The organism is Burkholderia sp. Bp9143 (assembly GCF_003853645.1).
In the GTDB taxonomy this organism is placed as follows: Bacteria; Pseudomonadota; Gammaproteobacteria; order Burkholderiales; family Burkholderiaceae; genus Burkholderia.
Genome location: NZ_QTPO01000031.1, coordinates 62,804 through 84,407 on the forward strand (window position 1 = coordinate 62,804; position 21,604 = coordinate 84,407).

Consider the following 21,604-nt stretch of genomic DNA (forward strand, 5'->3'; position numbering starts at 1 on the left):
CATTCACGTGACGTCCCGACTTCACCAAGGAGACACCATGACGCTCGCCACCCAGCCCATCCTGCTCACCCCCGGCCCCCTGACGACCTCGGACCGCACGCGCGACGCGATGCTGCGCGACTGGGGTTCGTGGGACAGCGACTTCAATGCGATCACCGCGCGGCTGCGCGAACGGCTGCTGCAGATCGTGCACGGCGAAGGCACGCACGAATGCGTGCCGCTGCAAGGTAGCGGCACGTTCTCGGTCGAGGCGGCGATCGGCACGCTCGTGCCGCGCGACGGCCACGTGCTGGTGCCGAACAACGGCGCGTACTGCGCGCGCCTCGCGAAGATCTGCCGCGTGCTCGGCCGCACGCTCACGACGATCGACTACAGCGAGGACCGCCGCGTCGATCCGGCCGACGTCGAGCGTGCGCTCGCGGCCGATCCGACCATCACGCACGTCGCGCTCGTCCACTGCGAGACCGGCGCCGGCGTGCTGAACCCGCTGCACGACGTCGCGCAGGTCGTCGCGAAACACGGCCGCGGGCTGATCGTCGACGCGATGAGTTCGTTCGGCGCGATCGACATCGATGCGCGCACGACGCCGTTCGACGCGGTGATCGCGGCGTCCGGCAAATGTCTCGAAGGCGTGCCGGGGCTCGGCTTCGTGATCGCGCGGCGCACCGCGCTCGAGCGCTGCGAAGGCAACAGCCACTCGCTCGCGATGGACCTGTACGACCAGTGGGTGTACATGCAGCGCACGACGCAGTGGCGCTTCACGCCGCCGACGCACGTGGTCGCGGCGCTCGACGCGGCCGTCGCGCAGTACGTCGACGAAGGCGGGCTCGCCGCGCGCGGCGGCCGCTACCAGCGCAACTATCGCGCGCTGATCGACGGGATGCGCGCGCTCGGCTTCCGGCCGTTCCTCGATCCGGCGATCCAGGCGCCGATCATCGTCACGTTCCATGCGCCGGACGATCCGAACTACGACTTCAAGCGCTTTTATCAGGAGGTCAAAAAGCGCGGCTACATTCTGTATCCGGGCAAGCTGACCGAAGTCGACACGTTCCGCGTCGGCTGCATCGGCCACTTCGGCGAAGCCGGTATTCCGGGCGCGGTCGCCGCGATCGCCGACACGCTGAAGGCGATGGGCGTGCGCCGCGTGTCCGCCGAAGCGGCGGCCTGACGCGACGCACCGGGCCGCACGGCGGCGAGCGGCTCACCGCCGTGCGTCGCCGTGCGGCGGTTTCGTTTTCGCTTTCGTTTTTCCCGCCGTGTGCGGCACGGCAACCCCGACCCTTACTGGCACGACATCCGATGCGACCCTTCTGGATCGAACAAGCGCTGTTCAACGACGGCGATCTCGCCCCCGCGCTGCAGGGCGCGACGCAGGCCGACGTCTGCATCGTCGGCGGCGGCTTCACGGGGCTCTGGACCGCGATCCAGGCGAAGCAGCAGAACCCTGCGCTCGACATCGCGATACTCGAGGCCGACCTGTGTGGCGCCGGCGCGAGCGGGCGCAACGGCGGGTGCCTGCTCACGTGGTCCGCGAAATTCCTGACGCTGCGGAGGCTGTTCGGCGAAGCGGAGGCGATCCGGCTCGTGAAGGCGTCGGAGGCGGCCGTCCAGCACATCGCCGACTTCTGCCGTGCGCATCGCATCGATGCCGAGCTGCGGCTCGACGGCACGCTGTACACGGCGACGTCGCGTGCGCAGGTCGGCACGCTCGCACCGGTGCTCGACGCGCTCGCCGCGTGCGGCATCCACAGCTACGAGCCGCTGCCGGCTGCGGAAGTCGCGCGCCGCTCGGGCTCCGCGCGCAATCTCGACGGCGTGTACTCGCCGATCGCCGCGACCGTGCATCCGGGCAAGCTCGTGCGCGGGCTGCGCCGCGTCGCGCTCGACATGGGGATCCGGATCTACGAGCGCACGCCGCTCGTCGACTTCACGCCCGGGCAGCCGGCCATCGTGCGCACGCCGTCCGGCAGCGTGCGCACAGGCAAGCTGGTGTTCGCGATCAACGCGTGGATGGCGAGCCGCTTCCCGCAGTTCGAACGCACGATCGCGGTGGTGTCGAGCGACATGGTCATCACCGAGAAATGCCCGGAACTGCTCGAGCAGACCGGGCTCGTGGACGGCGTGTCGGTGCTCGATTCGCGGATCTTCGTGTACTACTACCGCACGACCGCCGACGGCCGGCTGATGCTCGGCAAGGGCGGTAACACGTTCTCGTGGCGCAGCCGCATCGCGCCGGTGTTCGACCGGCGCTCGCCGTACGAGGCGCAGCTCACGCAGAGCCTGCGCGAATTCTTCCCGTCGCTCGCGGGCGTGCCGGTCACCGCGAGCTGGAACGGCCCGTCGGACCGCTCGGTGACGGGCTTCCCGTTCTTCGGCCGCCTCGACGGCGCGCCGAACGTGTTCTACGGTTTCGGCTATTCGGGCAACGGCGTCGGGCCGACCTACATGGGCGGGCAGATCCTGTCGTCGCTGGTGCTCGGCCTCGACAACGCGTGGACGCGCAGCCCGATCGTGCGCGGCCCGCTTGGCCATTTCCCGCCGGAGCCGATCCGCTACGTCGGCGCGCACGTCGTGCGCAATGCAATCCGCCGCAAGGAGCGTGCGGAAGACGAGAGCCGGCGGCCGGCGATCGTCGACACGTGGCTCGCGAAATTCGCGAGCGCGGCGGGCAAGGCCGACAAGGCGTGACGACGAGCGCGATGCGATGGGAATCAAGAAACGCGCCCGGATCGCCAGGGCTACCGCGTCGCCGACTTTGATTCGGACTCACGCATCGCCCGGATAACAAGAAAGAGAAATCCTTCAATAGAACAAGTCAGATCGCCGATTCCTTGTTTTCTCTAAAACAGGCATCCCCTCATGTAAATAATCACCCCCAATAAGACATGTCCTAACGCGCAGCGGATTAACGAGACATGCATTACACGATATACATCTTCTTTTTGCAATATCATTATCTCGATTTCATTGACAAAAATAACATGATAGGATTTTAGGCTTTCCACAAAAGATGAATCCCTCATATCTTCATGCACCGATCATCCACCATTGAAGTCTTGATTAGTGACTCCCAATCCATCTCGCGGGGATCACAGTTCGGACATGCAGCGATCGCAATCGATGGAGTCGTATATGGCAGAGCACACCCGGGATGGGACGTTGATAATGCCTTGAATTACCTGAATCGCCAGCAAACAAAGATGCAACGCGATACGATCGGCTATCTCATCAATGCATCCGAGGCAGAGAAAAGAATTATTATTTCCGAGATAACAAAGAGGCGACATGAAAACAAGCGCTACTCTCTTGTCGACAACAACTGCTCATCGAATATAGCCGGAATACTTGGCAAGGCGGGAATTCTGGCTTACGACCCGAGATGGCAACTCCCGGGTATCATAGCCCCTGCGGATTTGATGACTGGTCTGCACCATTCGAAACGATTGATTGGAATCCGACGATATCCAAAGAAATGATGCGCTTTCTACTATTGGCCACACTCATCGTGATGCTCAGTGCGTGCTCGAAATATAGAGATGAGAAATGGACGGCGCTTCAAGATATGCCGGCCTTCGCCGAGCCCAACGACGATAGAACCCAGCCGACCTTTACGATCAGGAAGGGCGAGTCCTGCACTCCACTAGCGGATCGTGTTGCCAAAATCTACGCATACACTCAGGTGCATTGCGGGTCCGGTACAGGCTGGGTCCTCGATGACTTCTTCGATAAACGAGGCGGCAAATAATCGCCTACGTGCGCTCACCGCATCCGACCCGGGCATCACCGATTTCGACCGGAACTGCGCCCTTGCGGCGCGACGCGCTGGCCACGCGTAACCGCGCGATGCAACGATAAAAGGCGGTGATCGACAGGTTCAACACCCTTTCGTCATCGATGTGCGGCGACACATACCGTGTCCGCTCACGCGCCGGCCTTCTCCCGCGCCGCCTTGCCCGTCGCAGGCAGCCCCTGCTCGTGCGTGCGGCGCATCCGCGCGAGGCCGTGCGCGACGTGCTCGCGCACCAGCGCAACGGCCTTCTCCTCGTCGCCGCTCGCGAGCGCCTGCACGATCTTGTCGTGCTCGGCCGCCGACACCGCGATCGCATTCTCCTCGGCCTCGATCGCGGCCTGACGCAGCAGCCCGAGCTGGCGCACGAGCCGGCGATAGGTGTCGGTGAGGTGCGTATTGCCGACGCCGACCACCATCGCGTCGTGGAACTGCACGTTCAGCTCGGTGTAGCGCGTGACGTCGTGCGTCTTCGCCGCATCCTTCATCGACTGGATGATGCCCTTCAGCACCTTCAGCGTGTCGGGCGAAATGCGCTTCGCGAGCGCGCGCGCCACCGACTCGTCGAGCATCGCGCGCACTTCGTAGATCTCCTCGGCCTCGCGCAGCGGCACGACGCGCACCGTCACGCCGCGGTTCTTCTCGTTGCGCAGCAGCCCGGCCTGCTCGAGCGCGCGGAATGCTTCACGCACGGGGCCGCGCGACACGTTCAGCTTGGTCGCGATATCGACTTCGTTGAGTTTCTCGCCCGGCGCATATTCGCCCGACACGATCGCGCGCTCGAGCATGTCCTGGACAATCATCGCGAGCGACTGGCTTTGCAGGAGTTCGATGGCGTTGAGCGCGTTCGGGGCTGTCATGGTCGGGCAGGCAGCGGAGCTGCGGGTGAAAAACGAGGGCGCCATGTCGGCGAATGATCCTTATATACCCTCGGCCTGATACATTGTCAACAGTTTTCAGTTTCCAAAAACCGTCTCCGCGTGCCGGAATGCAGCCGGCACGCGGCGTCGCGCGGCCGGCGTGAACATGCCGGACCGCACGACGCGGGCCTGTCGTCAGGCCGTCTGCTTCGCCGGCCCCGGATCGCTCTGGCTCGGCCGCCCCGTCTCGACGTGGCCCGCGAAGCGGCGCACGACCTTGTCGTCGCCGCCGCGCAGCGTCGTCGCGGTGATCGTCAGATCGTACCAGCCGTGGCTCGACGACAGCTCGAAGTGATCCTCGATGCGCTCGCCCGGCTCCAGCGTGTAGCTGCGCGCATGCGCATGGCTGTACGCGTTGTCGACGACCACGCGGCACGCCGCACGACCGCTGTTGCGCAACTGCAGGTACACGTGGCGGTTGCGCACGTCGTAGCCGATCTTCGCTTCCGGGTTCGCGTGACGGCCGTCCGCGGCCAGCCGCGTGTTGCCCTGGAATTCGCACAGATAGCCGTTCGGGCCGTAGGCGGCGAGATGGTAGTCGCCGCGCGCGGCTGACGTGCTCCAGGTATCGGCGAAGCGGTCGTGCGAGGACACCGCGTAGCGGCGCGGCGGCGTCGCCGGATTGCGGCGGTCGTACACGTAGAACGCGGCGCCCGCGTCACCCGAGTTCGCGAAATCGAGCGACACGCTGTCGTCGCGGCCGTTCACGCGGGCATGCACGAACAGCTCGTACGGCAGCGCGCGCGCCGGACGCGTGCCGGGCTCCTGCGCCGGCATCGACTGCCGTGCGGGCACCTGGTACGCCTGGCCGGCGGTGGCGATGTGCTGCGGCACCGCGAAGCTCACCGTGCGCGTATCGGGGCGCGCGGAGAAATCGAACGCCGACGTGAGGTCGCCGCAGATCGACCGGCGCCACGCGCTGATGTTCGGCTCCATCACGCCGAAGCGCGCTTCGAGGAAACGCAGCACCGACGTGTGGTCGAACGTCTCCGAGCAGACCCAGCCGCCCTTCGTCCACGGCGAGATGATGATCAGCGGCACGCGCGGCCCGAGGCCGATCGGCTGGATGCCGCCCGGGTCCGCGCCCGGCACCAGCGGGCTCATCTCGCCCGGGTACTTGTTCAGGTCGAGCAGTTCGTCGCCGAGGTTCGACAGCAGGTTCGACGACACGATGCCCTGGCCGCCCACGCCGCTCGTGACCGGCGGCACCGGCGGCACGACGTGGTCGAACAGCCCGTCGTTCTCGTCGTAGTTGAGGATGAACACCGTCTTCGCCCACACCTCGGGGTTCGACGTCAGCGCCTCGAGCACCATGTTGATGTAGAACGCACCGTCGGTCGGCGACGCCTGCGGGTGCTCGCTGTACTTGTACGGCGACACGATCCACGACACCTGCGGCAGGCGGTTCGCCTGCACGTCGGCCTTCAGCTCGGCGAGCGTGTGGTCCGACGCGCCCTTGTCGACCAGCGGGCCGCTCGCGCCTTCCTTCACCTGGAAGCGCTTGAAGAACATCAGCGAGTTGTCGGTGTAGTTGTCGGTCGGGTCGCCCGGGATGCCCGTGCCGCCCTGGTACACCTTCCAGCTGATCTTCGCGTTCTCGAGGCGTTCCGCGTAGGTCGTCCACGTGTAGCCGTTCACGTCGTCGCGCTCGCCGATGCCCGGGCCGTTCGGCGGGTTGCCGTAGATGTTGCGCGGGTCGACCGTGCCGGTCCACAGGTAGATGCGGTTCGGCGCCGTGTCGGCGTGCGCGGAGCAGAAGTACGCATCGCAGATCGTGAACGCGTCGGCCAATGCGTAGTGGTACGTGAGGTCCTGGCGCTTCAGGTAGCCCATCGTCAGCACGTCCTGCTTCTGGTTCACCCACTGGTCCCACTGGCCGTTGTTCCATGCGAGGTGGCCGCTGCTCCAGCCGTGGTTGGTGCCCGGCTGGAATTCGGTCGTCTGCTTCGGGTCGAGGTAGAACGGCAGCACGTACGGCGCGGACGGGTCGAGCCCGCGCGAATGGTAGTGCTTCGTGAACACCGACGCCGGCGGCTGCTGCCACACCGGCGCGCCGCTCGGCAGCAGGTGCGGGCGCGGGTCGTTGAAGCCGCGCACGCCGCGCAGCCCGCCGAAGTAATGGTCGAACGAGCGGTTTTCCTGCATGAAGATCACGACGTGTTCGACGTCGCGGATCGTGCCGGTGCGATACGCGGCCGGCATGGCGAGCGCCTTGCGGATCGCGGGCGGGAAGCCGGCGTAGGCGGCCATCGCGCCGGCCGACTGGGCGGCGAGGCGCAGGAAATCGCGTCGATTGGTGGCGGACATGAAGGGGATCCTGTGGGTCGGTAAGGGTGGCGCCGGTCGAGCGGGGCCGGCGGTCGGTGCGTTGCCGTTATTACTCCGCACCGGCATGTCCCGGCCGTGACCGGTTCCAGCAGGTTTCTTGCGGTCACCCCCAGCTTTTTTTCGAAGCGGCGCACGATGCGCCTTTCATCCGGCCGACACATGCGTGCGCTACGCTGACGCGCGATGAAGAGGGGGGAGAAGCCGAGTCGTGTTCGATCAGCTGAAGGCGTTCCACGCGACTGTCCGGCAGGGCAGCATCACGCGCGCCGCGCGCCACCTGGGCGTGAGCCAGCCGACAATCGCCGCGCAGATCCGGCAGGTCGAGCAACTGTACGGCGTCGAGCTGTTCTATCGCAGCGGCCGCAAGCTCGAGGTCACCGAGACCGGCATCGAGCTGCTGCCGCTCGTCGAGAAGATGATCGCGCTCGAGGCGCAGGCCGACATCATGCTGCGCAACGTTGGCGGCCTGTTCGAAGGACACCTGCGGATCGGCGCGACCGGGCCGTACTACATCATGGACGCGGTCGGCCGCTTCTCGCACGCGCATCCGTCGATCGCGCTCACGTGCCGGATTGGCAATTCCGAGGAAATCCTGCAGGCACTGCACGAGTTCCGCATCGACCTCGCGGTGTCGTCGCAGCGCAATGACGCGGACGGCCTCGAACGCAAGGTGATTTCCACCGATCCGCTCGTGCTCGTCGTGCATCGCGACCATCCGCTCGCACGGTTCGACGCGATCGACGCCGCGCAGCTCGCCGACGTGCGGCTCCTGATTCGCGAGGAAGGGTCGGTCACGCGCCGCTGCACGGAGACGATCCTCGCGACGGCCGGAGTCGCGGCCACGTCGGTCGCCGAGATCGGCAGCCGCGAAGCAATCCGCGAGGCGATCCTGCATGGCGTGGGCGGAAGCCTGTTTCCGCGCGGCGAGGCCGAGCGTCATCCGGACCTGCGCGTCGTCGCGCTGCGCGGCGTCGACACGACGATCGACGAATACGTGTACTACCTGAAGGCACGTCGCCAGAGCCCGGCGATCGATGCGTTCCTCGCGTGCATCCTGCCGGCGCGGCCCGTCACGCACGACGCGCACGACGCGCACGACATGACGCGGCAGGTGAACGCGCGCTGAGCCGCCGCGCACTCACCGGCTTGGCGTCTTTCCCGCCGCACTTCCCCTTACTTTTCCGGTGCTGTTGTTCTCCGCGTGCCAGCCTTGTTGCTCCCCGCCGCGCGTTACTTCGGCAGCGCGGGGATCATCCACGTCAACACGTGCTGCTGCAGGAACACGAGCACGCCGAGCAGCAGCGTGAGGATCACGCTGTGCCAGAAGGTGCGCGCGAACACGACGCCTTCCTGCCCCTTCAGGTCGGTCGTCGACACACCCGTCGCGATGTTCTGCGGCGAGATCATCTTGCCCATCACGCCGCCGGACGAGTTGGTCGCCGCCATCAGCACCGGATCGAAGCCGAGCTGCCGCGCGGCGACCACCTGCAGGTTGCCGAACAGCGCATTGCCGGATGTGTCGCTGCCGGACAGGAACACCGCGATCCAGCCGAGCGACGCCGACACCAGCGGGAACAGCGCGCCCGTCGACGCGACGCCGGTGCCGAGCGTGTAGCTGATCCCCGAGTAGTTCAGCAGGTACGCGAGCCCGACGATCATCATCACCGTGATGATCGCGATCCACGTCTGCCGCCACGTCTTGACCACGCATTCGAGGAACGCGCCGACGCCGGTGCGCGTCAGCGCCGCCGTGATGATCGCCGACAGGAGGATCGCGGTGCCGGTGCCGAGCGGCTGGAAGTCCCAGATCGCCGCATACGGCTTGTGGTACAGCGACACGAACACCGTGTTGTGCAGGCCCGGCCACTTGATCTTCACGTCGCCGATTGCCGCGATGTTCGCGTGCACCCAGACGATCACGACCACCGACACGACGATCCATGGCAGCCAGCCGCCGAAGCCCGCGCGCGCGGCGCCGGCCGTGGCGGGCGCGCTGCGCGCGAGCGCGAATTGCGGATCGGGCTGCGGTTTCCACACCTGCAGGAAGCCGATCGTGACGATCAACGACGTCAGCGACGACAGCACGTCGGTGAGCTGGTAGCCGAGGAAGTTCGACGTGACGAACTGCGCGATCGCGAAGCTGCCGCCCGACACGAGCAGCGCGGGCCATAGCTTCGAGATCGAGCGCAGGCCGCCGTACGCGCCGACCACGTAGAACGGCAGCAGCAGCGCGAAGAACGGCAGTTGCCGGCCGACCATCGCGCCGAGCGTTGCGGGCGGCAGCGACGTGACCGCGCCGAGCACGGTAATCGGCACGCCGAGCGCGCCGAACGCGACCGGTGCCGTGTTGAACAGCAGCGTGTAGGTGAGCGCTTCGAGCGCGGGGAAGCCGAGCGCGATCAGCAGCGCGCTGGTGATCGCGACCGGCGTGCCGAACCCGGAGATCCCTTCGAGCAGACAGCCGAACGAGAACGCGACGACGAGCAGCACGAGGCGGCGATCGTCGGGCAGGTTGTCGAGCATCCACTGCCGGAACTGGTCGAAGCGGCCCGACTTCACCGCGATGTTGTATAGCAGCAAGGCATTGAACACGATCCACATCACCGGCACGACTGCGAGCGCCATGCCGGCGCCGACCGCGTTGAACGCGAGGCCGGCCGGCATGCCCCACGCGCCGATCGCGACCGCGAGGCCGGTGACGAGCCCGGCGAGCGACGCTTGCCACGCCGGCCGGCGCAGCACGCCGAGCGCGATCAGTGCAACCGCGATCGGGATCACGGCGACGAGGAACGACAGGAACAGCGAGTTGGCGACGGGCGTCAACGGCTGCGCGAACAGGATGCCCGGCGGCAGGGCGGCGGTAGGATTCATCGTGTCTCCGTGTCGACAGGAGTTAGCGCTTTAGCGCTTACGCCTGTCCCATGCTTCGCGGTCGACCGGAGTTAGCGCTTTAGCGCTTGCTCCAGCCCCACGCTTCGCGGTCGACCGGAAGTCGGTGGGACTTGGCGCCACGGCGCCTGCCCCCATGCAACGCCGCGGGCGCTCTGGTGCCTGCGCATGCCCCGGTCCCGTATCAAACGTGCGTTCGACAGCGGCGAAAACCGATCGACGCTTGCGCATGCAACCATGCCGCAGCGCCGACCGATCGGTCGCTTAAAAAAGGTTAGGAGGCGCATCGCGCTTGCACAAGGGGGGCAAGCCCGATGCGCGCGGTGCCGATACACAAATCCGCCGCATGCTGAACGGCGGCTGGCGCCCCGCTGACGCGCACGCCGGCAAGCCGTCGGCGCAATGTTGCTCAGGCGACAAAGGTGCCTGACGGCGAGCAGGGTGTTTCGTTTGGCGTCCGAAGCCTAGACTGGCCGCATCGATTCCGCCCGCGCCGACGAATGCGCGGCTCCGGACACCTCACGGAGCAAAAACGATGAAGACCATGAAACATGCGGCGTGCGCGTTACTGCTGATCGGCTCGGCTGTCGCCGCCCAGGCCCAAGCCGCGTCGACGCTGACGCGCGCGGAAGTTCGTCAGGAACTCGCGGAACTGCAGGCCGCCGGCTACCGGGCGAGTCTCGCCAGCAGTCCCGACTTTCCGCAGAACATGCAGGCGATCATGCAGCGTGCCGCGCAGGCGCGCGGCGACGCGGCCGGCTACGGCAGCGACGTCCATGCGAATGGGGAATCGGGGAAACCGGCGCTGCCGCACGCGGTCGATCGCGACACGTACGCGCATCACTGAAGCGGACGAAACCGGGCCGCGCGCGTGAACGCGGGCCCCCTCGGCCCGCAGCCGACCTGCCCGCCGCCCGCCGCGCAGCGGGCGGCGGGCGGCGGCGATCAAACGCTGAAGCGGTTCAGCGTATAGGCGCGATAGGCCGCGACAAATGCGTCGAACGATCCGGCCTCTTTCGTTTCCAGCTCGGCCTGCTCGGCCAGCGACTTCGCCGCGAGCGCCTGCTCGGCGCGCATCGTCTCCGCCGACGGCGGGTTCGCACGAAAATGCGCGGCATGCGCTTCGCTGTGCGCGAGCGCGAACGCGAGGAACGACTGCCCGTTCTCGCGCATCGTGCGCAGCACGCGCGCCGACGGCGTGCGCTCCGGATCGGCGAGCTTCTCGCGCTGCGCGGCGATCGCGCGCGCATGCTCGTCGCCGCCGCGGATCTCGTCGAGACGGCGCCCGACGGTTTCGATATCGGCCATCAGGTCGTCCGCCCACGCCTGCAGCGTGACCGGCTGACCGTCGCGCATCAGCGTGAGCCCCGGCTTGCGTCCGTCCATCGTCACGCTGCCGAAGTTGGCATTCGCTTCCTTGTAGGCGTCGCAGTCGAGCACGGGGCTCTCGTCGAGCGCGCAGGCGAGCAGGAACGCGTCGATGAAGCGCGCGGTCTCGAGCGCGATGCCGGTCGGCTCGAACGGATCGATGTCGAGGCAGCGCACTTCGATGTACTGCACGCCGCGCGACGCGAGCGCATGCAGCGGACGCTCGCCCGAATACGTGACGCGCTTCGGCCGGATCGTCGAGTAGAACTCGTTCTCGATCTGGAGTACGTTCGTGTTGATCTGGATCCACTCGCCGTCGCGATGTGTGCCGATCGCCTCGTACGGCGGATACGGCTCGCTCACGGCCGTCGACAGCGCGTCGAGATAGCCGGGCAGCGTGTTGTAGTCGACGTGCAGCGCGGCCTGCGCGGTCGTGTTCGAGTATCCGAGGTCGCTCATCCGCAGGCTCGTCGCATACGGCCGGTACAGCGTATCGGCATCGAACGCGTCGAGCTTGTGCGGCTTGCCGCGCAGGAATTTCGCGTCGAGCGCGGGCGATGCGCCGAACAGGTACATCAGCAGCCAGCTACGGCGGCGGAAGTTGCGGATCTGCGCGAGATAGCGCTCCGACTGGTAGTCGACGAGCGTTGCCGTCGAGCCCTCTTCCGCATGCAGGCGCCGCCACACTTCCTCGTGCAGCGAGTAGTTGTAGTGGATGCCGGCGATGCACTGCATCGTGCGGCCGTAGCGATACGCGAGGCCGCGGCGGTACACCGTCTTCAGGCGGCCGATGTTCGACGTGCCGTAGTCGGCGATCGGGATTTGATCGTCGGCCGGCAGTTGGCCCGGCATCGATTCGTTCCACAGCATCTCGTCGCCGAGCGACGTATACACGTAGCGGTGCAGATCGTCGAGGCGTTCGAGCGTGATCGACGCATCGGCTTCCGCGGGCGTGATCAGTTCGATCAGCGCTTCGGAATAGTCGGTCGTCAATGACGGGTGCGTGAGTGCCGAACCGAGCGCGCGCGGATGCGGCGAAAACGCGATCATCCCGTCGCGCGTCACGCGCAGGCTTTCCTTTTCGATGCCGCGCAGGCCGTCGGGCAGATGCTGCCGCGTCGGGCCCGAGCTCAGCGCTTCGAGACGATTCAGCAGCAGTTCGGACTGGCGGAGAGTCATGGTGTTCGACATGGAGACGCAAGTGCGTGACGGCCGCGCGCAGGACGCCGCGCGGCCGGCTGGATTATGGGTCGCTTCGTTGGTAGCGGGCACTTTAACATCTCGCCGAGACGCGCGCTTGAGGTGGCTCCGGGCGGTGCGCACCCGCCCGTAGCGGGCCGCCGGACGGGCCGATGGCAATGATCGCCACGCGCGGCAAACCGTCTTCGGTGCCGCCGGACGCGGCGATCACGCGAAATTCGTCGGAAGGAACGTGAGCGGTGCGCGCAACGGTGCCGCCAGGTGCAACCCGCGCAGCCGAACCCACGATGCATCGCCGTCACGGTCGACCCGACCATACGGCGGGGGCGACGGGCGCCGAAGCGGCCAGATCGCCGTCAAGCGTCGCAACCGTGAGGACGACCGACCGATCGCTGCCGGCTCCGCGCCCTTTGCGGGTTGCAGCACCGCCCTGCCCGGTCGCACCCGCCGGCCGCCGGCGACCGTCATCCGCCGCGCGCGCCGCCGGCCCGGTCCGCCACGTCGTTCCACAGATGCAGCGCCGCATACGCGCGCCACGGCCGCCAGCCTTCGGTGCGGCGTTTCTGGCTCGCGAGCCGGTCGAGCGACGGATCGCGCGCGGTGATCGACTGCATCAGCACGAGATCGGACGCCGGCCATGCGTCCGGGTCGCGCCACGCACGCATCGCGATGTATTCGACGGTCCACGGGCCGATGCCGGGCAGATCGAGCCACGCGCGGCGCAGGGCCGCGAGATCGGCCTGTGCGGGATCGAGCGGCACGTGGCCGGCCGCCACCGCACGCGCCATGCCCGTCAGCGCCGCGGCCCGCTTGCCCGGCATCCCGATCTTCTCCAGATCGCATGCGGCGAGCGCGTCCGGCGTCGGAAAACGCCAGGCGGGCACGCCGTCCGGCGCCGCCATGCCGTCGTCGTGCGCGACGCGCTCGCCGGCCCGCTGGACGAGCCGGCCGACGATTGTCGTCGCCGCCTTCACGCTCACCTGCTGGCCGACGATCGCGCGCACCGCGAGCTCGAATCCCGACCAGGCGCCCGGCACCCGCAGCCCCGGCGCGGCCTCGACGAGCGGCGCGAACCACGGGTCGCGCGCGAGCCCGTCGCCGATCGCGGCCGGGTCCGCGCCGAGGTCGAACATCGACGCGACGCGGTGCGCGAACGCGTCGTCGACATGGCGCGCGGCGGCCCCTTCGACCGTCGCGATCAGGCAATGCCGGCGCGGATGCTTCGTGACGGTGAGCCGGCCCGCATCGCCGTTCAGATCGACGATACGGCGATACACGCCGTCGACGACCTGTTCGACACCCGGAATCGCCCGCCCGCTGAAGAAGCGCAGCACGCGCGCCCAGTCGTACGGCGCCTTGAAGCGCAACTCCATCTGCGCGGACGGCGGCACCAGGCCGCCGTCCGCGATCGACGTGATCGTGGTTGGTTCGATGCTCAAACTGCGTTGCCCTCCGCAACGGCTTCGGTTTCATCGTCGCGCACATGGCGCGCCTCGGACGCGAGCAGCGTCGCCTTGCGGCGCACGCCCCAGCGATATCCGGCGAGCGCGCCGCCTTTCTGCACGACACGGTGGCACGGGATCGCGAGCGCGACCGGGTTCGACGCGCAGGCCGATGCGACAGCCCGCACCGCACGCGGCGAGCCGAGTGCCTCGGCGATCTCCGAATAGCTGCGCGTTTCGCCGTACGGAATGTGCGTCAGCGCTTCCCACACGCGCTGCTGGAACGCGGTCGGCGCGATGTCGAGCGGCAGGTCGAACGCGTGCCGCGTGCCGTCCAGGTACGCGCGAATCTGCGCGACGAAGGGCGCCAGCCGCGACGGTGATTCGACCAGCCCGGCACGCGCGAACGCATCCTTCAGTTCGGCGACGAGCGACGCCGGCTCGTCACCGAACGCGATCCGGCAGATGCCCTGTTCGGTCGCGGCGACGAGCACCGTGCCGAGCGGCGTCGACGCGGTCGCATAGTCGATCCGCAGGCCCGCGCCCTGGCGACGAAATGCGGACGGCGCCATCCCCAGCTCGCGCGGCACCGATGCGTAGAGCCGCGACGGCGAGTTGAAACCCGCGTCGACGGCCGCCTGCGTGACCGGCTGCCCGCTTTGCAGCGCCTCGCGCAACGCGGCGCCGCGCTGCGCTGCCTGGTACTGCCGCGGCGACACGCCGACGACGCGCTTGAACAGCCGCTGCAGGTGGAACGGGCTCACGTGCACGGCGTCGCTCAACTGCTGCAGCGTGAGCCGCTCCGGATGCGCGTCGAGCACCGCGCATGCACGATTGACGATCTCGAGCTCGCGCGGCAGCCCTTCGGGCTGGCAGCGCTTGCACGGGCGGAAGCCGGCCGCGCGCGCGTCGGCCGGACTGGCAAAGAAGGACACATGCTCGCGCCGCGGCAGCCGCGATGCGCAGGTCGGGCGGCAGAACACGCCGGTCGTGCGCACGGCATAGAAGAACGCGCCGTCCGCATGCGGATCGCGGGCGGTCACGGCGCCCCAGCGGGCATCGTCGGTCGGATAGGCGGTTTTCATCTGAACCTCGCACTCTCTAGTGTAGATGGTGCCTACTCTAGACATCGGCCCAGGCCGTCGCGCCCTGAATCTTGCTCTGTGATTCGCGCCGGCGAAACCGGGGACGCATCGAAATCGATCGATCGGACAAAAAGCCACGCAAGCGCTGCCGCGACGCCGCTTTCGTCACGATTCCGTCACCCTTTTGCTGCAGTGCAGCTGCGACAAATCGCCGTCCTGACCATTTTTTACACTCGGAATATTGCAACGCACCATCGCCGTGTGTATAGTTGGAACTGTCTCCTCCATGTCTCCTCCTGATATGGATTAAGCCCGTTCCGCTCCGCGTGAACGGGCTTTTTTTCGTCCGTCGATCGTGCAGCGTTCCGGCATGCGTCGCCGGCGCGGTCTACACTCGGTGCACGCCATCCGCGAAGGAGTGCCCCGCTCATGAAACCGACCATCCGCGCGATCGATCACGTCGTGCTGCGCGTGACCGACATGGCTGCGATGACGCGCTTTTACTGCGAGGCCGTCGGCTGTCACGTGGAGAAGGAACAGCCCGACCTGGGCCTCGTGCAGTTGCGCGCCGGCGACGCGCTGATCGACCTGCTGTCGGTCGGCGGCCCGATCGACCGTCCCGACAGCGGCCCGCCCGGCACCGGCCGCAATCTCGACCATCTCTGCCTGCGCGTCGAGCCGTTCGACCCCGACGCGCTGATCGAGCATTTCGCCGCGCATGGCGCGCGCCCCGGCGCGCCCGCCGAGCGCTACGGCGCCGGCGGCTACGGGCCGTCGATCTATCTGTTCGATCCCGAGGGGAACATGCTGGAATTCAAGGGGCCGCCTGCCGCGCTCGGCTGAGCGCCGGCCGTCACGCGTCGGCGCGCGCCTTCAGCACCGTCCATTCGACCGCAACCGGATCGTGGTCGGCGCTCGAGATCCAGGCGGTGCCGTCCTGCACCGTGCACTGCAAGCGCATCGTGCGCTCGGCGAGGCGCCCGAGCGCGGCCGCGACGCCGTCGCCCAGCGACAGCACCTGCACGTTGCGCAGCCGCTCGACCTTGCTGCGCACGCCCTGCCACCAGATATCCGAGGTCTTGCCGCCGTACGCGATCACCGTGACCTGCCCGGCGCGGCCGGCCGCCTTCGAGATGCGCCGTTCGTCGGGCTGGCCAGCCTCGATCCACACGTCGATCGCGCCCGTCAGGTCCTTCTGCCACAGATCGGGTTCGTCGACGTCCGACAGCCCCTTGCAGAATTCGAGACGCTCGTGCGCGAACAGCGCGAACGCGACGATGCGCACCATCATCCGGTCGTCGGTTTCCGACGGGTGACGGGCGACCGTCAGCGCGTGATCGGCGTAGTAGTGCCGATCCATGTCGGCGATTTGCAGCTCGGCTTTGTAGATCGTGGATTTCAGCGCCATGCGGATAGGGCCCGGGCGGGCATTCGGTTCGGTCGGGCCGTGATGATACCGAATGCGCGCCGTCCGGCGCGTGACGGGCGCGCCACAGCACGACGGCCCGGCATCGGCCGGGCCGCGTTCAGGTCGCGCCGCCGACGGTTCGGGCCGGCGCGCCGAGGCGAGAGGTGCGCGTGCGGGTTACTGCTTGACGAAGCGCGAATCGGTCCAGAGACCCTGCTGGTCGCTGTTGTCGGCGCTGACGAACTGGACGTCGCCCTGATCGACCGACACCACGCGGAAGCGCTGGCCTTCCGGCACCGACAGGCAACGATAGTCGTCGAAATACTGCTGCTTCGCCTGCGACTTGCCGTCACGCTCGTGGCTCAGTACGGAGTCCAGATTGTCTTTCGACAGACAGCCCCACGCATTCTTCGTCAGCTGGATTTCCTGCTTCGGCTGGACAGCCGCATCGCCGCCCGCCTGGGCGATCGACACCACGGAAAATGCGCCGACAAGGGCAAAAAGGACACCGGTTCGCTTCATCATATTCTGTCTCCAGGCTTGCGGGCACCAGGCTGGGTTAGCTATGTGTTTAAAGATGATCGTGAACCCGCGTTTTTTACTTTAGAAGACCGGCAAGCGATATCAAGCACATTTGTTGTGCGATCGCAATAGCGGCGAATTGTCGCACCCTGCGCGCACCCGGTTTTTGACTTGCCGCGCACGCGCGGCGGCGCCTGCCGTCCGGCGGACTCGCCCGCCCCATCGGGCGCAAAGCGTTGTCCGGCAAGACTTTCAGCGAAGCGGCAATGCACCCGTTGAACGGTTTGGATAATTCATTTCAAAATCGGGATCATTTTGACGCGTTGCACATAAAGTCGTCCGAAGCGATATGAATTTACCGCAGTGCGGGGCCGGATTTACCTGATACAAGAAAAATGCCAGGTATAAGCGCACTCGTATTTACCCGTATTTTCCCGAGTGAGCCGGGCGCCTGCGGCGGCGGGGCCGCAGGGCGCATTCAACGGTGTTGTTTTCTGACGTTTTTCAGGCCGATTGCGGGCGCTCGAAATAATCGCACTGGAAGATGCACATGCGATAAGCGTTGTGATACGCGCCGTTTCCGAAAAATTCTTCCTTCAATTCCGCCTCGTGCTGGAATCCGCATTTCTCGTATACGTGGATGGCCGCCGCATTCGACGTATCGACGATCAGGTACAGCTTGCGCATGTTCAGCACCTTGAACGCGTATTCGATCGCGAGGCGCGTCGCCTGCCCCGCATAGCCGCGCCCCTGGCATTGCGGCGCGATGATGATCTGGAACTCGCCGCGACGGTGAATGTAGTCGAGCTCGATCAGCTCGACGAGGCCGACCAGCTCGTCCTGCGGATCGACCGCGACGAAGCGGCGCTCGCGCTGGTCGTGCACGTGGCGGTCATACAGTTGAGACAGCTCGGAGAAGGTTTCGTACGGCTCCTCGAACCAGTAGCGCATGATCTTCGCGTCGTTGTTCAGCTCGTGAACGAAGCGCAGGTCCTCGCGCTCCAGCGGCCGCAATGCAAGCGTGTGCTTGTCGTTCTGGAGTGGCATGTTCGTGTCCTTTTTTGATGCCCGCGCGCGCGTGAAACACCCGTTCAGCGCCGCCGCGGACGGGGTGCGTTCCGCGCTGCAAGAAGTTGACCGCGGGCGAAGTTCAGAGCCTAGAATGGGAGCAAGGGTTCCTGCCACCGCGAGGAGGCTATCGTGATCGAGCAAGTCATACTCGGCATCTTCCTCGTGCTGCCACTCGTGATCGTGGCTGCGCTGTTCTCCGACGAACTGTGGCAGGAACATCGGCGCCAGCATCCGCGCGACGAAAACGCACCGCATATCGACTGGAAGCATCCGTGGCGCCGGGTGCGGCGCGGGCACTGAGTCGATCACCATCCCCGAACGGGCACCCGTCCTGGCGGGGCGCCCGGAACGGTGCAACCGCCTTCTGCTACGAACCCGCTTCGAACCGATTCCCGCTCAACCAGCGAGACGCCGACGTGAACGACAAACCCGCTCTCCCTCCGCACGATATCCCCGGCGAAGCGATCGACCTGCAGATCGCCGACGTGCTGGCCGCCGTCCGCTACCCGGCAAACAAGGATGCGATCGTCGACGCCGCACGCGACGCCGGCGCGAGCAACGAAGTGCTATCGATGCTCGACGGCCTGCCCGAACAGGATTACGCGGACGTCGATGCCGTCACGCGCTGGGTCGCCGGCAACTTCGGCCCCGGCCTCGGCATTTGAGCGCGCGCGAATAACGCGATAGGATCGGGCCGCACCGGTCGCATTGCGGCCGGATGCATGCTGCCCGGCGCCAAGACCGGGCGTGACCGCACGAGCGCCCGGGGGAATCCATGGAAGGCATCCTGATCCAGCATACGACGCGTCGCCAGCTTTGGTTCGGCGCGTTGACGGCACTCGTCATCGTGCTCGCCCTCGGGATCGCCGTGCCGCACGCGGACGTCGCGCTGCCGGCCGTCGAGCCGTTCATGCCGATGTGCGCGCTGACCGTGTTCACCACCGCGAGCATCGCCGCCTTCTTCCTCGGCGCACAGTTCACCGTCACGCGCCAGCCCGTGCTCGGTGCGCTTGGCGGCGCCTATGCGTTCACCGCACTCGCCGTCGCGCTGCAGCTGCTCACCTTTCCCGGTGTATTTGCGCCGCATGGATTGTTCGACGCGCGTCCGCAAACCGCCGCGTGGATGTGGATCTTCTGGCATGCCGGCTTTCCGTGGTTCGTGATGCTCGCGCTGCTCGCGCGCGAGCGGCTCACGCGTGCACCGGTCAGCGCGGCGCAGACGCGCCTGTGGACCTTCGCACTGGTCGGCGGCCCGGCCGTCGCGGCCGCGCTGCTGTGCGTGCTGGCGCTGAACGTCGCGCTGCCGCCCGCGTTCCATCCGCCGGGCGATGCGGCCGCACTGCCCGTCAACGGAATCGCGCTGGTCGTGTGGATCCTCAATGCGCTCGCGCTCGTCGCCGTGGTGGCCGCCGGCCGGCTGCGCACGACGCTCGACCTGTGGCTCGCGATCGCGGTGCTCGCCTGCCTCACCGACACGACGCTGAACCTGCTGACCACGAACCGCTTCACGGTCGGCTGGTATCTCGCGCGCGTGTTCAGCATGTTCACCCCCGGCATTCTGGTGTGCGTGCTCGCCTGGGAAGTGACGAAGCTGTATCAGCAGCTGTTCGAGGCGCACGCGACGCTGGTTCGTTCGTCCGCGCGCGACGCGCTGACCGGCGCGTTCAACCGCAGCCACTTCAACGACTATTTCCACACGCTGTTCCCGCAGGCGCGGCGGCAAAGCGAGCCGTTGTCGCTGCTGATGGTCGACGTCGACCACTTCAAGGCCTACAACGACGCGTTCGGTCACGTGAAGGGCGATGCATGTTTGATCGCCGTCGCGAATGCGCTGGCCGGTGCGGTGCGGCGGCCGGCGGACATCGTCGCGCGCTACGGCGGCGAGGAGTTTGCGATCGTGCTGCCGAACACCGGCGCGCGCGGTGCGCGGGTCGTTGCCGAGGAGGCGCGCGAAGCGGTGCTGCGGCTTGATCTCGCGATGCCTGGGTCGCCGGCGGGGCGCGTGAGCGTCAGCGTCGGCTGTGCGACCCTGTCGGCCGACGACCTGTCGACGCCCGATGCATTGATCGAGGCCGCCGATGCGGCGCTGTACCGCGCGAAGGATGCGGGGCGAAACCGCGTCGCCGCGGCGTGAAAACATCTGCGGATTGGGGATTTGTTACGGTCATTGTGACCGGAATAATCCGCCGTTACGGATTGCGGCGCCGGGAAACGATCGCTTACAGCCGGTGTTGACGGCGCTCGCTATGCTGGGTTCATGTCGAATCCGAGCAGGTGAACGCGATGAAGAAGACCCTTTTGCTGATTGCAGGTGTGGCGGTGCTGTTGAGCGGCTGCATCGTGGTGCCGGATGGCGGCGGGTATTACGGTGGTGGCGGGTATTACCACCATCATCATCGGGATTGGGATTGATGGCGGGTGCGGACCGGATGCCTCGACGAGCAGATCTGTCGATACGGCATCGACGGTCCGGACCGCAAGCCGCCGCAAGCATGACCGCATGGATTTGATGGGATTGTCCGCGACCTACGTGTCGGGCGGAAAGTCTTCATAGGACTTCGGCGCGTAGCCCCAGACTCTCACCACATCGCCTCTAGCCTCGAATTCGAAGCCGATTTCCGCGAGCTTGCCCAGCAGCACCGAGTAATCGATCACCTGATGGCGGGGCGACGCTTGCTCATGCAGCCCGATATCCAGCCATTCGACGCCGACGAACGGGAGCGGCAGATGGTAGAACCACTCGACATCCCATCCCGTCACATGGCCGTTAACCGACTTTGATCGATACGAGGGCCGCCAGCCCTCCAGGCCGCGCACGAAGGTGATCAACTCGTTCCACTTGGTGTCGTTGGCCAACGCTCCAGCAAATTTCTGGCGCGCGAGGGACACGATTTTTTCCCGGTCGATACCGCGCGGCACGGCGTCGGCCATCGGTAGGGCACTCATCGCGGACTCAAGCCCGACTCACAAAGGATGAACAGAGAAGTTCGGAACACGCGGACGGTCGAGGGAGCATCTGCTCACTTCGATACAGAACCTATCGATTTCGCTTCAACGAAGACGCGACAAGGCCCCGCCTGACTCACGAGGCCTTTGTGTACCGTAGTGTGTACCCAACCAACAAACCGCTAGTCTGATGCCTCGGGTGGACATGGCACCAAAGGGGCAAATGCTCGCTGCAGAGCAAGGCGCAACTCGCCCTTATCGCCTTTGCTCAGAGGATTTACCTCGCTGACGCGCCGCCGAATTTCTGCGTGGTGAATGCCCTCTGACGGAACATGCTCGACATCAAAACCATGTCCACGCGCAGTTCTAATCGTGCGTACGCGCTCGGCTTCCGTGGGTATGTAACCAGCGTAAACAAACTCAGGCCGCACGGCTTGCTTCGCGATCTGACGCTGCTTGCCTAGACGATGAACCTCGTCTGGAGGTGGCGCGTATTTGTCCCAATTCACCGACTCCCCGGCGCCCCCCGGAAACTCAAACGTGCTATCCCAAAGCAAGCCCTTTACAGGTTCATACATGCGCGGGGCATCGATCAGCCTAGTAATGATTGCGGCGCCGGGAATTGGCTCGACCTCTAA

The 21,604-nt window shown here is 66.4% G+C and carries 21 protein-coding genes; 10 read left to right on the forward strand and 11 right to left on the reverse strand.

Annotated features, from left to right (window positions below; genetic code table 11):
• Window positions 1-37 precede the first annotated feature (37 nt).
• The 3 genes from DIE23_RS22925 (at window position 38) to DIE23_RS22935 (ending at window position 3,476) form a co-directional block, all read left to right on the forward strand.
• A complete protein-coding gene (locus DIE23_RS22925; protein ID WP_124614233.1) occupies window positions 38-1,168 on the forward strand; it encodes a 2-aminoethylphosphonate--pyruvate transaminase in 1,131 nt (376 codons plus the stop codon).
• Between the two features lie 131 nt (window positions 1,169-1,299).
• Window positions 1,300-2,688 (forward strand): FAD-dependent oxidoreductase, encoded by a 1,389-nt coding sequence (locus DIE23_RS22930; RefSeq protein WP_124614234.1) that lies wholly within the window; start codon window positions 1,300-1,302, stop codon window positions 2,686-2,688.
• A 482-nt stretch (window positions 2,689-3,170) separates the two neighbouring features.
• The gene (locus tag DIE23_RS22935) at window positions 3,171-3,476 is read left to right on the forward strand and encodes a DUF4105 domain-containing protein (protein ID WP_185646518.1); all 306 of its coding nucleotides are present in this window, start codon (window positions 3,171-3,173) and stop codon (window positions 3,474-3,476) included.
• A gap of 273 nt (window positions 3,477-3,749) precedes the next feature.
• On the opposite strand, the gene DIE23_RS40330 is transcribed toward DIE23_RS22935, so the two are convergent.
• The 3 genes from DIE23_RS40330 to DIE23_RS22945 form a co-directional block, all read right to left on the reverse strand.
• Window positions 3,750-3,878: a hypothetical protein gene (locus DIE23_RS40330; RefSeq protein WP_260436146.1), complete on the reverse strand. Its 129-nt coding sequence runs from the start codon at window positions 3,876-3,878 to the stop codon at window positions 3,750-3,752.
• A gap of 43 nt (window positions 3,879-3,921) precedes the next feature.
• Entirely contained in the window at window positions 3,922-4,647 is a 726-nt protein-coding gene (locus DIE23_RS22940) for a phosphonate utilization associated transcriptional regulator (protein WP_124614236.1), read from the reverse strand.
• Between the two features lie 195 nt (window positions 4,648-4,842).
• Window positions 4,843-7,014: a phosphocholine-specific phospholipase C gene (locus tag DIE23_RS22945; protein ID WP_124614237.1), complete on the reverse strand. Its 2,172-nt coding sequence runs from the start codon at window positions 7,012-7,014 to the stop codon at window positions 4,843-4,845.
• 229 nt (window positions 7,015-7,243) lie between these two features.
• Between DIE23_RS22945 and DIE23_RS22950 the strand changes: the two genes are divergently transcribed.
• The gene (locus DIE23_RS22950; protein WP_124614238.1) at window positions 7,244-8,161 is read left to right on the forward strand and encodes a LysR family transcriptional regulator; all 918 of its coding nucleotides are present in this window, start codon (window positions 7,244-7,246) and stop codon (window positions 8,159-8,161) included.
• Between the two features lie 104 nt (window positions 8,162-8,265).
• Here DIE23_RS22950 and DIE23_RS22955 read toward each other — a convergent pair whose 3' ends face one another.
• A complete protein-coding gene (locus DIE23_RS22955) occupies window positions 8,266-9,906 on the reverse strand; it encodes an L-lactate permease (RefSeq protein ID WP_124614239.1) in 1,641 nt (546 codons plus the stop codon).
• A gap of 553 nt (window positions 9,907-10,459) precedes the next feature.
• Here DIE23_RS22955 and DIE23_RS22960 point away from each other — a divergent pair.
• Window positions 10,460-10,771 (forward strand): DUF4148 domain-containing protein, encoded by a 312-nt coding sequence (locus DIE23_RS22960; protein ID WP_124614240.1) that lies wholly within the window; start codon window positions 10,460-10,462, stop codon window positions 10,769-10,771.
• 98 nt (window positions 10,772-10,869) lie between these two features.
• Here the strand turns inward: DIE23_RS22960 and gshA are convergent, their stop codons facing one another.
• The 3 genes from gshA to ada form a co-directional block, all read right to left on the reverse strand.
• The gene (gene gshA, locus DIE23_RS22965; protein WP_185646519.1) at window positions 10,870-12,483 is read right to left on the reverse strand and encodes a glutamate--cysteine ligase; all 1,614 of its coding nucleotides are present in this window, start codon (window positions 12,481-12,483) and stop codon (window positions 10,870-10,872) included.
• Window positions 12,484-12,956: 473 nt separating this feature from the next.
• Entirely contained in the window at window positions 12,957-13,931 is a 975-nt protein-coding gene (locus DIE23_RS22975; RefSeq protein WP_124614242.1) for a DNA-3-methyladenine glycosylase, read from the reverse strand.
• Entirely contained in the window at window positions 13,928-15,019 is a 1,092-nt protein-coding gene (gene ada / locus DIE23_RS22980) for a bifunctional DNA-binding transcriptional regulator/O6-methylguanine-DNA methyltransferase Ada (RefSeq protein ID WP_124614243.1), read from the reverse strand. The genes DIE23_RS22975 and ada overlap by 4 nt, the downstream gene beginning before the upstream one ends.
• A 429-nt stretch (window positions 15,020-15,448) precedes the next feature.
• Here ada and DIE23_RS22990 point away from each other — a divergent pair, with 429 nt between their 5' ends.
• Window positions 15,449-15,862, forward strand: a complete 414-nt coding sequence (locus DIE23_RS22990) for a VOC family protein (protein ID WP_124614245.1) — start codon at window positions 15,449-15,451, stop codon at window positions 15,860-15,862.
• Window positions 15,863-15,872: 10 nt separating this feature from the next.
• Here DIE23_RS22990 and DIE23_RS22995 read toward each other — a convergent pair whose 3' ends face one another.
• The 3 genes from DIE23_RS22995 to speG form a co-directional block, all read right to left on the reverse strand.
• Window positions 15,873-16,427 carry a YaeQ family protein gene (locus tag DIE23_RS22995; protein ID WP_124614246.1) on the reverse strand — a complete coding sequence of 185 codons (555 nt, stop codon included), beginning with the start codon at window positions 16,425-16,427 and terminating at the stop codon, window positions 15,873-15,875.
• Window positions 16,428-16,604: 177 nt separating this feature from the next.
• Entirely contained in the window at window positions 16,605-16,952 is a 348-nt protein-coding gene (gene sap1 / locus DIE23_RS23000; RefSeq protein ID WP_044848669.1) for a surface attachment protein Sap1, read from the reverse strand.
• A 501-nt stretch (window positions 16,953-17,453) separates the two neighbouring features.
• Window positions 17,454-17,996, reverse strand: coding sequence for a spermidine N1-acetyltransferase (gene speG / locus DIE23_RS23005; protein ID WP_124614247.1), 543 nt, complete (start codon window positions 17,994-17,996; stop codon window positions 17,454-17,456).
• A gap of 153 nt (window positions 17,997-18,149) precedes the next feature.
• Between speG and DIE23_RS39660 the strand changes: the two genes are divergently transcribed.
• The 4 genes from DIE23_RS39660 (at window position 18,150) to DIE23_RS40335 (ending at window position 20,432) form a co-directional block, all read left to right on the forward strand.
• Window positions 18,150-18,320 (forward strand): hypothetical protein, encoded by a 171-nt coding sequence (locus DIE23_RS39660; RefSeq protein WP_006489933.1) that lies wholly within the window; start codon window positions 18,150-18,152, stop codon window positions 18,318-18,320.
• 116 nt (window positions 18,321-18,436) lie between these two features.
• Complete coding sequence (locus DIE23_RS23010) at window positions 18,437-18,685, forward strand: DUF2795 domain-containing protein (protein ID WP_006756942.1); 249 nt, start codon at window positions 18,437-18,439, stop codon at window positions 18,683-18,685.
• A gap of 110 nt (window positions 18,686-18,795) precedes the next feature.
• Window positions 18,796-20,154: a sensor domain-containing diguanylate cyclase gene (locus DIE23_RS23015; RefSeq protein WP_124614248.1), complete on the forward strand. Its 1,359-nt coding sequence runs from the start codon at window positions 18,796-18,798 to the stop codon at window positions 20,152-20,154.
• A 149-nt stretch (window positions 20,155-20,303) separates the two neighbouring features.
• Complete coding sequence (locus DIE23_RS40335; protein WP_256941070.1) at window positions 20,304-20,432, forward strand: hypothetical protein; 129 nt, start codon at window positions 20,304-20,306, stop codon at window positions 20,430-20,432.
• 114 nt (window positions 20,433-20,546) lie between these two features.
• Here DIE23_RS40335 and DIE23_RS23020 read toward each other — a convergent pair whose 3' ends face one another.
• Complete coding sequence (locus DIE23_RS23020; RefSeq protein WP_124614249.1) at window positions 20,547-20,951, reverse strand: DUF6678 family protein; 405 nt, start codon at window positions 20,949-20,951, stop codon at window positions 20,547-20,549.
• Between the last annotated feature and the right edge of the window lie 653 nt (window positions 20,952-21,604).